This is a genomic window from Salinibacterium sp. dk2585, from assembly GCF_008001035.1.
GTDB lineage: Bacteria > Actinomycetota > Actinomycetes > Actinomycetales > Microbacteriaceae > Homoserinimonas.
Genome location: NZ_CP042856.1, coordinates 1,900,493 through 1,913,476, shown reverse-complemented (window position 1 = coordinate 1,913,476; position 12,984 = coordinate 1,900,493). Strand labels below are relative to the sequence as shown.

At 68.0% G+C, this 12,984-nt stretch carries 9 protein-coding genes and 1 pseudogene; 8 read left to right on the top strand and 2 right to left on the bottom strand.

The genetic code is table 11. From position 1 onward, the window contains the following. Positions 1-60: 60 nt before the first annotated feature. A complete protein-coding gene (locus FVA74_RS09000) occupies positions 61-948 on the top strand; it encodes a glycerophosphodiester phosphodiesterase family protein (RefSeq protein WP_147721739.1) in 888 nt (295 codons plus the stop codon). Positions 949-1,029: 81 nt separating this feature from the next. Beyond that, the gene (locus FVA74_RS08995; RefSeq protein WP_147721737.1) at positions 1,030-1,620 is read left to right on the top strand and encodes a GDSL-type esterase/lipase family protein; all 591 of its coding nucleotides are present in this window, start codon (positions 1,030-1,032) and stop codon (positions 1,618-1,620) included. A gap of 4 nt (positions 1,621-1,624) precedes the next feature. Here the strand turns inward: FVA74_RS08995 and FVA74_RS08990 are convergent, their stop codons facing one another. Continuing rightward, complete coding sequence (locus FVA74_RS08990) at positions 1,625-2,974, bottom strand: M20/M25/M40 family metallo-hydrolase (protein ID WP_147721735.1); 1,350 nt, start codon at positions 2,972-2,974, stop codon at positions 1,625-1,627. 100 nt (positions 2,975-3,074) lie between these two features. Between FVA74_RS08990 and FVA74_RS08985 the strand changes: the two genes are divergently transcribed. The 3 genes and pseudogenes from FVA74_RS08985 to FVA74_RS08980 all read left to right on the top strand — a co-directional run bounded on the left by FVA74_RS08985 (position 3,075) and on the right by FVA74_RS08980 (position 6,907). Then, positions 3,075-4,139 (top strand): FAD-binding oxidoreductase, encoded by a 1,065-nt coding sequence (locus tag FVA74_RS08985; RefSeq protein ID WP_240792182.1) that lies wholly within the window; start codon positions 3,075-3,077, stop codon positions 4,137-4,139. Positions 4,140-4,142: 3 nt separating this feature from the next. Continuing rightward, positions 4,143-4,484: pseudogene (locus FVA74_RS13905) on the top strand (hypothetical protein); the annotation flags it as partial. 266 nt (positions 4,485-4,750) lie between these two features. Further along, entirely contained in the window at positions 4,751-6,907 is a 2,157-nt protein-coding gene (locus tag FVA74_RS08980) for a DEAD/DEAH box helicase (RefSeq protein ID WP_147721733.1), read from the top strand. A 494-nt stretch (positions 6,908-7,401) separates the two neighbouring features. On the opposite strand, the gene FVA74_RS13680 is transcribed toward FVA74_RS08980, so the two are convergent. After that, positions 7,402-8,835 (bottom strand): DUF2510 domain-containing protein, encoded by a 1,434-nt coding sequence (locus FVA74_RS13680; RefSeq protein WP_255471446.1) that lies wholly within the window; start codon positions 8,833-8,835, stop codon positions 7,402-7,404. A gap of 381 nt (positions 8,836-9,216) precedes the next feature. Between FVA74_RS13680 and FVA74_RS08970 the strand changes: the two genes are divergently transcribed. From FVA74_RS08970 to FVA74_RS08960, 3 genes are all read left to right on the top strand, one after another. Further along, positions 9,217-10,764, top strand: coding sequence for an aspartate ammonia-lyase (locus tag FVA74_RS08970; RefSeq protein ID WP_147721731.1), 1,548 nt, complete (start codon positions 9,217-9,219; stop codon positions 10,762-10,764). Between the two features lie 190 nt (positions 10,765-10,954). Further along, the gene (locus FVA74_RS08965) at positions 10,955-11,770 is read left to right on the top strand and encodes a hypothetical protein (RefSeq protein WP_147721729.1); all 816 of its coding nucleotides are present in this window, start codon (positions 10,955-10,957) and stop codon (positions 11,768-11,770) included. Further along, positions 11,767-12,957, top strand: coding sequence for a PrsW family intramembrane metalloprotease (locus FVA74_RS08960; RefSeq protein ID WP_147721727.1), 1,191 nt, complete (start codon positions 11,767-11,769; stop codon positions 12,955-12,957). Before FVA74_RS08965 ends, FVA74_RS08960 begins: the two co-directional genes overlap by 4 nt. Positions 12,958-12,984: the final 27 nt, after the last annotated feature.

Sequence of the window (12,984 nt, the reverse complement as noted above, 5' to 3'; positions counted from 1 at the left end):
CGTATATGGTGGGGTCACGCCCCGCAGCCCGCGGGGTCACCCGACCTCAGGAGATCGTCGATGGCGACAGTCCTCCTGCTCGCCCGGAGCAGGCGCGCACTCACCGCATCTGGCATGACGCTGGCCCTCGTGCTGGTGCTCGTGCTCGGCCCTGCGGCCACCAAGACCCAGGCGGCAAGCATGTTCGGCTCCCTGCGTGCGCCGGGAGATCCTGCCTTCATCGCGGGTCACCGTGGCGACCGCGCTGAAGCTCCCGAGAACACCCTTCCTGCCGTGCAGCGCGCCCTTGAGGGGAACATGGTCTTCGTCGAGGTCGACGTGCGGCTCAGCGCTGACGGCGTCCCAGTGCTCATCCACGACGCGACGGTCGACCGCACGACGAACGGCACGGGTCGCGTCGACTCGCTCACGCTGGCCGAACTCCGTCGGCTGGATGCCGGCTCCTGGTACTCGAGCGGGTACGCGGGCGTCACAATCCCGACGCTCGATGACTTTCTCGCGCTGCTCGCGACATCCCGCACCAAGGCGATGATCGAGCTCAAGGGGGTGTGGCCAGCTGAGGGGATCGCGACGGTTGCGGCGCTCATCTCCGAGCACGGCGTCGGCAATCGCACGGTCGCGGCAAGCTTCGAGCCCGAGACGCTCCAGCAACTCCTCAAGGGCGCGCCGGACATCCCGCGGCTCGTCCTCGCGAAGGAACTCCCGAAGGATCCCGTCGCCGAGGTGCACGCGCACCACGCGATCGCCCTCGTGACCAACCGCAAGGCCCTTGCCGTCGCGCCCGAGACGGTGCACCTGTTGCATGACGCGGGGCTCGGCATCCTGCTCTACACGCTCAACGAGCAGGATAGCTGGGCTGAGGCGCTCGCGATGGGCGTCGACGGCATCATCACAGACACGCCCTCCTCGCTCGACGGCTGGCTCGCTGACACCGCACCGGGAACCTAGGGCATCACAGCGCTACGGGCGTCTGGCGTTCTCCCAGCGAGCAGTTGCAAGATGTTCGGGCAGCGGTGAGAGGACAGGTTCATGGGCGAACAGCAGGACCCAAAACGGAGGATCGCCTTCGTCGGCGACAGCATCACCGCGAACGGCGATTGGGATGCATGGTTCCCCGACGTCGAGTCGGTCAACTTTGCGGTCCCCGGCTACACGAGCGATGACGTGCTCGCCCAGATCGATGACATCGTGGCCACGCAGCCCGACGAGATCCTCATGCTGGTGGGCACGAATGACCTGGGCATGCGCCGTTCGGTCGAGCACCTCGTGCGCAATGTCGAGGTGGCGCTCGTGCACCTGCGGAGGGAGCTGCCCGGCGTGCGGCTGCTCCACCAGTCGATCATGCCGAGGACGGCCGAGTTCGCGGCCGCGATCCAGGAGGCCAACATCCACCTGCGGCAGTTCTGCTCGACCGTGCGCGCCCATCACCTCGATCTCTGGCCGAGCATGGCCACGGATGGAGGCGCCTTGCGTTCGGAACTCACGGACGACGGCCTGCACCTCAGCCCGACGGGCTACGAGGTGTGGCTCGATGAACTTCTCCCCGCGGTGGAGCGTCTCCGCGACCTGCCGCCAATGAGCCGGCCGATCCAGGCCATCAGGCTCAACGAGCCCTCATAGCACGTCACAGGCGGGCGACGAGGCGCCGGTAGAACTCGATTCCCCGCAGGAAGGTGTCGACGCGCATCCGCTCGTTCTTAGCGTGCAGGGTGCCCCGCTCCTCCTTCGACATCTCGAAGGGGCTGAAGCGGTAGACATGGTCGCTGATGCGCGTGAAATGCCTGCTGTCGCTCGCGCCGAGCATGACGTAGGGCGTCACGATCGTGCCGGGGTAGGTCTCCTCGATCGAATCCTTGACCGCCAGCCAGGCGGTGCCGCTCGTCGGCGAGACGGGCGACGGTTCGGATGGACCGTGCACCTCGAGGCGCACGAGCGGATCGTTAATGGCGCGCCGTGCGTGCTCCACGGCCTCAGCGACCGAGGAGCCGATCGCGATGCGGACGTTGACGGTCGCCGTGGCGCGCTCCGCGAGCGCATTGGCCGCCATGGCGCCATCGAGTTGTGTGACGACCTGCGTCGTGCGCACGATCGCGGCAGTCTCGTCACTCAGACGCTTGAAGAGCAGCAGGAGCAGGGGCTTCGTGAGCCAGAGCTTGGTGAAGGCGAAGCGGAGGGGATTGCGCGCGTGTGCCCCGAGGGTGCGGATCATCTCAAGGTTCGTGGGCGTGAAGCCCGCGCGGAAAGGTCGCTTGTTGAGTGCGACGATGGCACGCGCCAGGCGAGCTGTCGCGGCGAGACGCGGGGGAATCGAGGCGTGGCCCCCCTGCTGCTCGACCGTCAGCATGAGCGACATGATGCCCTTCTCGGCGACGCCCACGACAGCGATGGGGGCGTCCACTCCCGGAAAGATGCCCTCGACGACGGCGCCGCCCTCGTCGCTCACGAGCCGTGGGCGCACACCGCGGGATTCGAGCAGGTCCACGACCCGCGCGGCACCGTCCCCGGCCGTCTCCTCGTTGTGCCCGAAGCACAGGTAGATGTCGTGGAGCGGCCGGAAGCCCTCGGCGAGTGCCCCCTCGACCGCCTCCAGGATGGCGACCATGCTGCCCTTGTCATCGAGGGTTCCGCGGCCCCAGATGAGCCGCTCGCCACCCTCCTCGACAATCTCTCCAGAGAACGGCGGATGCCGCCACCCCTCGTCGCTCGCGGCGACGACGTCGTAGTGGGCCATGAGCACGGATGGAGCGCCGTCCCCGCGCCCGGCCCAGCGGTACAGCATCGAGTGGCCTGCGACCAGCTCGCGCTCGAGGTGCTCGTGCACGAGCGGGTACATCCCCGGAAGGGCATCGATCAGGCGGCGGAACTGTGCCCAATCGACCTCCGCCTCATCGAGGCGCGACACGGTGGGGATGCGGATGAGTGACTGCAGGCGGGAGACGGCGGCCGCGGCATCCGGTGCGGTGTAGGTGCTCACGAGCCGACTCTATTGGGGCCGCCAGCAGTCCCAGTGAAGGCGGAGCGTGTCGTGCTAAGCCTGCAAGAGACGGCAGAGGCGCACGGTTCGAGGAGGCAGCATGCGATCGATTTGGATGGACGAGACCCGGTCGACCACGTCACCCCACACGACGCCGCTCCCCGACGGGGCGCACTATGACGTCGCCGTCATCGGGGCGGGCCTCACGGGGCTCACGACCGCACTCCTGCTCGCCCGCGCCGGCCTCGCGGTCGGCGTGCTCGAGGCGCGTCACGTGGGCGCAGTGACGACGGGCAACACGACCGCCAAGCTCTCCCTCCTGCAGGGCAGCCGGCTCTCGACCGTGCTGAAGCACCGCACGAGGCAGCAGGCGGAGGCCTATGTCGCAGCGAACCGTGAGGGGCGCGAATGGCTCCTGCGCTACTGCGAGGCACACGACGTGCCGGTGCAGGTCAGGGACGCCGTGACCTATGCGACGACCGCGAAGGGCGCCAGGAAGGTGCGCGAGGAGTTCAGGGCGGCGCTTAGCCTCGGCCTGCCGGTGACTCCAGACGGGGGAGAGGAGCTGCCGTTCGACACGACCGCCGTCATGCGGCTCGCCGACCAGGTGCAGTTCGACCCCATGGACGTGCTCGACGAACTCGCGGCCGACACGGTCGCCCACGGCGGCGTCATTCACGAGGGCGTGCGCGTGACCTCGATGTCGGCGGACACCTCCGTGCGCTTGAGCACTTCGGCGGGGGAGGTCACGGCGGGGCGCATCGTCGTCGCGACCGGATTCCCGATCTTCGACCGCGGCCTCCACTTCGCCAAGCTCAAGCCGCAGCGCTCCTATGCCCTCGCCTACCGCGTGCCCGGTGACACCCCCAAGGCCATGTATCTCTCGCTCGACAGCTCGACCCGCTCGCTGCGCACGACCCCGGTCGGAGGAGAGGAGCGCCTCCTCGTGGGAGGCAACGGCCATGCGGTGGGTCGCACTCGCTCGGAGCAGGCGGCTGTCGACGGGCTTGAGGAGTGGACGCAGCGCTACTTTCCGGGGGCTGAGCGCACCCACACGTGGGCGGCGCAGGACTACGAGCCTGTGAGCGGCGTTCCCTACGTGGGCCCCATGCCGGGCGGCCACGGCCGTGTGTCTTCGTCGCGACCGGCTACGACAAGTGCATGACGAATGCCGTCGGCGCTGTCCCCTCGCGCTCTCTCCTGCTGGGTGGCAACATGCCCTGGGCGCAGCAGCTCTATCGTCACGGGGTCAGCCTCGCCGATGTCGGCTCCGTCATCGGTGCCGGTGCGGCGGAAGGTGTCTACGCCATCAAGGGCTGGGCGCAGGCACTCCTGCAGCGACCCGGGAGCCGGCGAAGGGCAGGGCGTGGTCGGGCGTGGGCCGAGGCTCGCGCCCGTGGGAACGTGTCGAGTCGCGGGAGAGCTCACACGGGTGGGCGTCGTCTGCCCGCACATGGGCGGCGTGCTCAAGTGGAACGATGCCGAGTTGAGCTGGGACTGCCCCCTCCACGGCTCACGATTCGCCGCCGATGGCACCCGACTTGAAGGTCCAGCGGTGCGCGATCTGCGTCGCGTGCACTAAACTGAAGAGTGCGCTGACGATTCCGTTCACCGTCTCGACCGTGTTCTCACGTTGCTCGAGTCTGGAATCGCTGCCCCGAGGGCGACGCTGATCCCGCTTCGCAGCGACTCGAAGGGCGCACCACACGGTGCGGTGCAGCCGGGTTCGACCTTTCTCGGCGTGAATACCTCGGCATCCGCCGATTCAGGAGGAACATGGCCCGCTCCGGCCGTTCGGAAGGCAACACCATCAACGGAAAGTCACGCACCCCCTCCAAGGGAGGCCGCCGCACGGCCCAGCGTCGCGTGCGCCCGGGCGACGACGCCGGCATCATCCCCGTGCTGGCCCGTGCCGTACGCGAAATCGAGAACGCGGCAGAGCGGGGCAAGGTCTCGCCCGCCAACCGCACCAAGTTCCAGGTCATCGCCCTCCTGATGCGCGAGGAACGCGCGCGGGCCAAGAGCGACACCGAGGTCTCGGATGCCGACCGCGCCGAACTGCTCAAGCGCCTCGACGGGGTCGCGACGATCCTCGCCAAGGCTGCGGCACGCGACACCTCCCTCATCGCCCTCCTCGCGGAGGACGCGCCCATCTCGGATGCCGCGCGCAAGCTGCGTCGCGACATGCTCATGGCGTCCGGAGCCGAGCTCAGCCCAGATGAGCTGATCATCGCGGCGGAAGCAACCGCGCCCGCCCCCGAGGCGGAGAAGCAGGTCGTGCCGCGCTCCGTCATCTCCCGCCAGCTCAGCAACCCCTTCCTCGCACCCGACTTCTCGGCAGTGCCGAAGGCGGTGCCGCAGACGCGTCGCCTCGCCAACTGGGAGCTCCTCGACCCCCTCTTCAGGGCGTTCGAGTATGGTTCCGGCGGCAACGTGGCCAGCATGGAGCTTCCCGAACCCACGCCTGCCGACCGGCGCGTGCCAGGCGGGCTCGAACTCTTCCACCACCAGGCCGAGTTCGTCGCGAGTGCGCGGGAGGGGCACCGCACCTACCTGCTCGCCGACGAGCCGGGCCTCGGCAAGACGGCGCAGGCGCTGCTCGCGGCATCCGCCACCAATTCCTACCCACTGCTCGTCGTCGTGCCCAATGTCGTAAAGATGAACTGGGCGCGAGAGGTCGAGCGCTGGACCCCCAACCGCAGGGCGACCGTCATCCACGGTGACGGCGACGACCTGGATGCCTACGCCGACGTCGTGATCGTCAACTATGACGTGCTCGACAGGCATGTGGGGTGGCTGCGCACGCTCGGCTTCCGGGGCATGGTCGTCGATGAGGCGCACTTCATCAAGAACAGGGAGTCCCAGCGCTCCCGCCACGTGCTCTCGCTCGCCGAGAGCATCCGCTCGCTGCGGCCGCGCGCCCTCATGATCGCCCTCACGGGCACGCCGCTCATCAACACGATCGAGGACTTCAGGGCTATCTGGCAGTTCCTCGGCTGGATCGACGGCGAGAAGCCGACGCTCGAGCTCATGGCGAAGCTGGAGGAGACTGGGCTCACGCCGGCGGACTTCGGATTCTTCGCGCAGGCGAGGCAGGCCGTCATCGACATGGGCATCGTGCGGCGCAAGAAGCTCGACGTTGCCTCCAACCTTCCATCGAAGCGCATCGCCGACCTCCCGGTCGAGCTGGATGACGACCTCGGCCGAGGTATCAAGGAGGCGGAGCGCGAGCTCGGCCAACGGCTCAAGAACCGGTACCTCTCGCTCGTCTCCTCTCGCGACGGCAGCGACACCCCGAGCCACGAGCTCATGCGCATGGTCGCGCGTGCCGAGCTCGAGGAGTCGAAGTCGTCCGCGACGGGTGAAAACGTCTTCAGCATGGTTCGTCGCATCGGCCAGGCGAAGGCCGTGCTCGCTGCCGACTACACGGCACAGCTCGCACGCTCCGTCGGCAAGGTCGTGTTCTTCGCTAAGCACATCGACGTCATGGATGCCGCCGAGGAGACCCTCGCGCGCCGCGGGCTCAAGACGGTGTCGATCCGTGGCGACCAGACTGCGACGCAGCGCCAGGCGGAGGTCGACGCCTTCAACAACGATCCAGAGGTCTCGGTCGTCGTCGCGTCGCTCACAGCGGCCGGCGTGGGGCTCAACCTGCAGGCCGCCTCCAACGTCGTGTTGGCAGAACTCAGCTGGACCTCGGCGGAGCAGACCCAGGCCATTGACCGTGTGCACCGCATCGGCCAGGAGGAGCCCGTCACGGCGTGGCGAGTCATCGCGGCCCAGACGATCGACTCCAAGATCGCCGAGCTGATCGACAGCAAGGCGGGCCTCGCGGCCCGTGCCCTCGACGGCAGCGACGAGGAGGTCGTCGACGCCTCGGAGATCCAGGTCGAGGCGCTCGTGGCACTCCTCCGGGCGGCGATCGGGGAGTGACGTCGAGGCGACCGTGACCGCGAAACCCCCGGTCAGCGTGTCCTCCTTAATGCGGACACCCATCAGGGGGCACCCCGAAATGGGGGCATACCACGTGGTCGGATTCTTCTAGTGTTGCAGCAACGCAACACGGGGCAACCCGGATAGCGGGGCCGGTGTCGGCCGGTCGCGGAATACGGGGGTATTGACCGCGACTGTCAGGCCGACACCAACGAGGCCCCCTATCCGGCCCTCGTGAGCAGTGCAGTAGGGAAAGAGGCCCGAAATCCCTCAGGGATTCTGCACGGGGGATTGCGAATTCGTCGAGCGGTGATCGCGTGGTGTCTGCACCACGTGCTCACCGCTTACGGGTATGTCCGCGTCGCCCTCCCGCTCAGGTGAACTTGCGCTTCCTCCGCGAGGGGGAGATGTTCTTGCGCGGCCGTGTCGCCGCCGGTACCCAGAAGGGGCCGCATCCCTGTGGATGCGGCCCCTTCTGGCGGTGTGGGTGCAGACTAGCCGAGTGCGCCCGACTTCCAGATCTGCGAGTCGACGCGCCAGTCGATCCAGCCGTTGCTGCGCTGGAGGCTGACGGCGATCTCGACCTGGTTTCCGGTCTCGGTCGTGCCGACACAGGTGAACTGCACGCCGATCTGCACAGCCGGGTTCGGGCACTCGACGTCGAGGGTCGTGCCGACGATCGCCGCATCGTTCGCGATGGACTGCTCGACCTCGGCCTTGAAGACCTCGGGCAGGGCCGAGATAACGATGCCTGGAACCGCGAGCACGGAGAGCATCTGGATGACGAGGAGCGAGCTCCAGACGACGATCGGCGTCATGCCCTTGCCGAACTCCCTGTTGGTTGCGACGGAGCGTGCCACCAGATAGACGGGCGCGGTCATGATTGCGAGTGCCCAGTGGGCGGGCGCACGGTGGCCGGCTGCGAGGAGCGAGCGGCGGTCGAAGAACGCCAGCACGATTGCCGCCGCGTAGGCCGCGCCGTAGATCGCGAGGGTCACGACGGGCGGCACCGCCTGGGCGCCGGACGACACCACGAGCAGGATCACGACCATGACCATGAGCGGCAGCATCGCGAGGGCCCAGACGGAAGGTGTGTAGATGACCTGCGAGCGGTCGAGGCGTCGCTGCGCCGAACGGGAGTAGGCGTAGGGGTCCTCGGGCCGCGCGTACTGCGCCTGCGCTGCCGGGTCAACGTAGGGCTGGCCCGGACCATGCGGCTGCGGGAAGCTCGGCGCGTCGCTGTAGTTCACCGAGGAGCGCGCGGACCGCGGTTCCTCGGGTGCCTGCACGAAGTCGGCGAAGGGATCGCCGACGGGTGCTGACTGGTACGCCTGCTGGCCGAAGCCCGGCTGCTGCGGGTAGCCCTGCTGTGGGAACCCCGGCTGCTGCGGGAACCCCGGCTGCTGCGGGTGGCCCGGCTGCTGCTGTCCGAATCCGGGCTGCTGGAAGGCCTGCTGCTGCTCGTATGCCTGCTGCTGTTCGTACGCCTGCTGGGCGGCGCGCTGCTGTGCTGCCTGCTGCTCGGCGGCCCGGCGCTGGGCGGCCTCCTGCTCGGCGGCGCGCTGCTGCGCTTCGCGCTGTTCTGCCTCGCGGCGTGCAGCATCTTCGGCCGCCTGGTCGTCGGAGAAGTTGGGGGCCGGTTGGTTGCGTTCGATCTGCTGCGGCTTGGGCGGCTCGAGTTCCTTGAGCGTCGACATGAGTTCGGCCTTGGACATCGGCTGCTGCCGGGCGCCATCGGCCGCCGTGCGCTGCTCGCGCTGGGAGCGCCGCGAGGGAAGGTCGTCGTCGGCATAGGCGAGCCGCGGCTCGTCCTGCACGATCAGCGGAGTGCGCGCGGCAGACGTGAACTCGGTCCACGAGTGGTTGTCCCACCAGCGAAGTTGTGGGAGTCCCATCGGGTCCGGGTACCACCCGGCGGGTACGGTCACAACGTCATCATCTAGCAAGGCGTTAACCCTCTCTATGCAGCTCGCTCCGATTGGAGCGGGCCCTGTCCCCCAGGAAAACTGCTGTCGTGCATTGGATTCCCGCTCCCCAGGCTCGCTAGAGAGTGAGAAAGACTAATCAATTGGTGCGTTCCGAGAATAGTAGCGGCAAGGATGCCCCCTGCGACATGGCCAATTTCGGGCTACTTCCCCGTCGTTCCGGGCATCCGTGGCCCCCGGACGGGGCAAATGCGGCCGCGTTGGGCCGCGGATGCGCGCCCGTGACCCCGGCGCGGCACGGACCGCCAAGTCGCCCTTGCTGCCCGGATTGCTAGGCTTTCAAGCGCCATGTGGCCATCCCAACCGGGCGTGAGAGAGAAGACGATGACGATTCCTTCAGACGGCACTGAAAAGCCCACGGTGACGGCACCTGTCACCATTATTGGGGGCGACGTCGAAGACGAGATCGCGGGCCCCACGCGCATTGATCGGGATTCGCTCGGCACGCGCGACATCCCGGCTGACGTCTACTGGGGCATCCACACCGCCCGCGCACTCGAGAACTTTCCCATCACGAGGCGCCCCATCTACGTGTACCCCGATCTCGTCACTGCCCTCGCGCGCGTCAAGCAGGCAGCGGCGCGGGCCAACCGGGAGATCGGTGCCCTCGAGCGGGAGAAGGCCGACATCATCGAGCGCGTCTGCGAGGAGATCGTCGGGGGAGCGCTGCACGACCAGTTCGTCGTGGGCGTCATCCAGGGTGGCGCGGGAACCTCGACGAACATGAACGCGAACGAGGTCATCGCCAACCGCGGCCTCGAACTCATGGGCTATGAGCGCGGCGACTACCAGCACCTGCACCCCCTCGACGACGTCAACCGCAGCCAGAGCACCAATGACGTCTACCCGACCGCCGTCAAGCTCTCGCTCGTCTTCGGCATCCGGAGGCTGCTCGAGGAACACCGGATGCTCGCCGACTCCTTCGCGCGCAAGGGCGCGGAGTTTGCGGGCATCGTCAAGGTGGGCCGCACCCAGCTGCAGGACGCCGTCCCCATGACCCTCGGCCAGGAGTTCACGGGCTTCTCTCACACCCTGGTGGAAGACCACGACAGGCTGCGCGAGACGATCCCGCTGCTGAGCGAGATCAATATGGGCGCGACAGCGATCGGCACGGGCATCACCTCGCCGCCCCACTACACCGAGGCGGTCTGCCGCCACCTGGCCGAGGTCTCGGGGATCGACACCGTGACGGCGATGGACCTCATCGAGGCCACGAGCGACACGGGTGTCTTCATGACGGTCAGCGGCACGCTCAAGCGTGCGGCGGTCAAGCTCTCCAAGATCTGCAACGACCTGCGGCTCCTCAGCTCGGGCCCGCAGTCCGGGCTCGGCGAGATCTTCCTTCCCGCCAAGCAGGCCGGGTCGTCGATCATGCCCGGCAAGGTCAACCCGGTCATCCCCGAGGTCGTCAACCAGATCGCCTTCAGCATCATCGGCGCCGACGCGACCGTCACGGCGGCGGCCGAGGCCGGCCAGCTGCAGCTCAATGCCTTCGAGCCGGTCATCGCCCACAGCATCCTGCAGTCCCTTGCCTGGTTGACCAACGGATGCCGCACCCTCCGCATCAACTGCATCGATGGCATCACGCCCAATGTGCAGCGCCTCGCCTCCGAGGTCGAGACCTCGGTCAGCGTCGTGACGGCCCTCACTCCGTACATCGGGTACGCGGCATCCGCGACCCTGGCCCACGCGGCGCTGACGACCAATGCGTCGATTGCGGACCTCGTGGTGCAGAACGGCTACATGTCGGAGGAGGAGGTGCGGCGCGTACTGAGCCCCGAGCGGCTGAGTGGCATCGTGCCGACCACGTCGGCGATCCCGATCATTCCCCGCGCTGACCTCGACGGCCAGGCAGGGCAAACCAGAGGATGACGACGACGGCGACGCCCACGAGGGTCGCCTTGACGAGACGGTCCGCCCACTGTGCCACGCGCAGTTCCTGCAACAACTCCGACCAGTTGCGATCGAGCCATATGCGCGCAGTCGCATGTGTGGTGCCGACAATCGGCCGGGCCGGTGTGCCCGCTCGACTTGCCCGCGCGCAGCGGGTAGTTTCGACGAAATGAACTTCTGGTGGGATGCCACGCTCTGGCTGCTCGTGCTGTGGCTCAGCGCCCTCGTGTTCCAGGTCGCTGATGTCGGCACGGCCTGGTACGACGTGCGTTCCGCACGCACGCGCAATGTGCAGTTCGCGCGGCGTCGGGCCCATGAGATCTTCTGGGTCGTTCCCGCTGCCGCACTCTCGGCGCTCATCCCGGCCTTCGGCATCGCGGTCGGCGCCGGACTCGTGCTCGACCAGGAATGGCAGCTGGCCGCAGGGGTGCTCCTCGCGCTCGCCGTCATCCTCGTCGTCGCCGTCGGCCTGGTCTTCGGGCTCGTGCGCCTGCTCACCCGCGATGCGCAGGGCTACGGCGTGCTGCGGATGCGCGTCAAGGATGCGAAGGCCCGCAAGGTCACAAAGGATGACATCGCGCGCTGGCGTGCCGAGCTCGAGGTGATCGACGCGCGCGAGTCGGTGCGTCACGAGGACATCGCCAGGTGGCTGAGGCTCATCCCCATCGTCTTCGGCGTGCTGTCGCTCGCCGCCGTGTGGGTCGCGATCGGGCAGGACCTTCGGGCCGACGGCAGCTCCGTCACGGCATGGCCCCTCCTGGGCCTCGCCGCACTCATTCCACCCGCCGTGAGCGCTGTGCTCGCGGCACGCGGCGCGCGTCTCTCGCTCAGGGCCCGCGCTGCCTGGGGCGTCGTGAACGGGCGACAGCGCGAGCAACTCGTCCAGGCCATTGAGGTGCTCGAGCGTCGCGCAAACCGCGGCGTCGCAGGGCTCAGCGATCGCGTGAATCGCGCCCTCAGCATCCTGCGCGAGCAACAGCTGTGACCTTCGGCTCGCAGGCGAGCGAGCACCCTGCCGCCAATCCTGAGCCGGTGCTGCACTCGACGCGGCCCGTGCTCGCTGGCCGTCCGCGCGGCGACAACACCGTGCTTGTCTGGGCGATCGTCGGCTACGCGGTGCTCTCGCTCATCGCGCTGATGGTCACGGTCTACCTGCTTGCGTTCCTGGGGGCGACCGCGTTCGTCGTAGCGGGCATCCTGGCGCTCATCCCCCTCGCGATCGTGCTGATGGGCATCTCGTGGATCGACCGCTGGGAGCCCGAGCCGCGCGGAGCACTCACCTTCGCCTTCCTTTGGGGTGCCGCAGCCTCGGTCGCAATCGCCCTCCTCTTCGACCTCGGCGTGCAACTCGTGGCGGCGGTCGTGGGCATCGGCGACGGGTTCTGGTCGCTCTTCCTGGGCCTCGTTGTGCAGGCGCCCATCGTCGAAGAGGTGGGCAAGGCGCTCGGCCTGCTCATCCTCTTCTGGGTCGTCCGTCGCCAGTTCGACGGCCCCGTCGACGGCATCGTCTACGGTGCGATGATCGCGGTGGGTTTCGCCTTCACCGAGAACGTCCAGTACTTCGGCCTCGCGATCGGTGAGGCACAGAGCTTCGGCGAAGTGGGAGAGATCTTTGTCATGCGCGGGCTCATGTCGCCCTTTGCGCACGTCATGTTCACGGCGTGCACGGGCGTGATCATGGGCTTCGCCTCGCGCAGGGCCACGCCGTTCGGCATGGTCGGCTGGGCGGCGCTGGGGCTTGTGCCGGCGATTCTCCTGCACGCCTTCTGGAACGGTTCGGCGCTCTTCGTCACCGACTTCTACGCCTACTACTTCACGGTGCAGGTGCCGCTGTTCGTTATCGGTTTCGTGATCGTCTACTTCCTGCGGAGGCAGGAGCGGGGCCTCACGAGGATGCACCTGCAGGAGTATGCGGCCGCAGGATGGTTCACTGCACAGGAGGTCGGGATGCTCTCGACCGGCCAGGGGCGTCGGGCCGCGGCGGCGTGGGCGCGCAGCCACGGCATCGGCGACGCCTTCGAGCAGTTCGCGCGCAGCGCCACCCGGCTTGCTTTCGCGCGGCACCGGATCGTGCTCGGCAGAGACCGCGCCGCCGCGCACTATGACGAGTCGGTCATGCTCGACCGCATCGTTGATGCGAGGCGACGAATGGAGGGGTCAGCGAGCGTCTGAGTCTCCCACCCGCAGTGGCCTAGACTT

Bases quoted from the DNA above. Each gene is read 5' to 3' on its own strand.
- FVA74_RS09000 (WP_147721739.1), top strand. From the start codon at position 61: ATGGCGACAGTCCTCCTGCTCGCCCGGAGCAGGCGCGCACTCACCGCA.
- FVA74_RS08995 (WP_147721737.1), top strand. From the start codon at position 1,030: ATGGGCGAACAGCAGGACCCAAAACGGAGGATCGCCTTCGTCGGCGAC.
- FVA74_RS08985 (WP_240792182.1), top strand. From the start codon at position 3,075: ATGCGATCGATTTGGATGGACGAGACCCGGTCGACCACGTCACCCCAC.
- FVA74_RS08980 (WP_147721733.1), top strand. From the start codon at position 4,751: ATGGCCCGCTCCGGCCGTTCGGAAGGCAACACCATCAACGGAAAGTCA.
- FVA74_RS08970 (WP_147721731.1), top strand. From the start codon at position 9,217: ATGACGATTCCTTCAGACGGCACTGAAAAGCCCACGGTGACGGCACCT.
- FVA74_RS08965 (WP_147721729.1), top strand. From the start codon at position 10,955: ATGAACTTCTGGTGGGATGCCACGCTCTGGCTGCTCGTGCTGTGGCTC.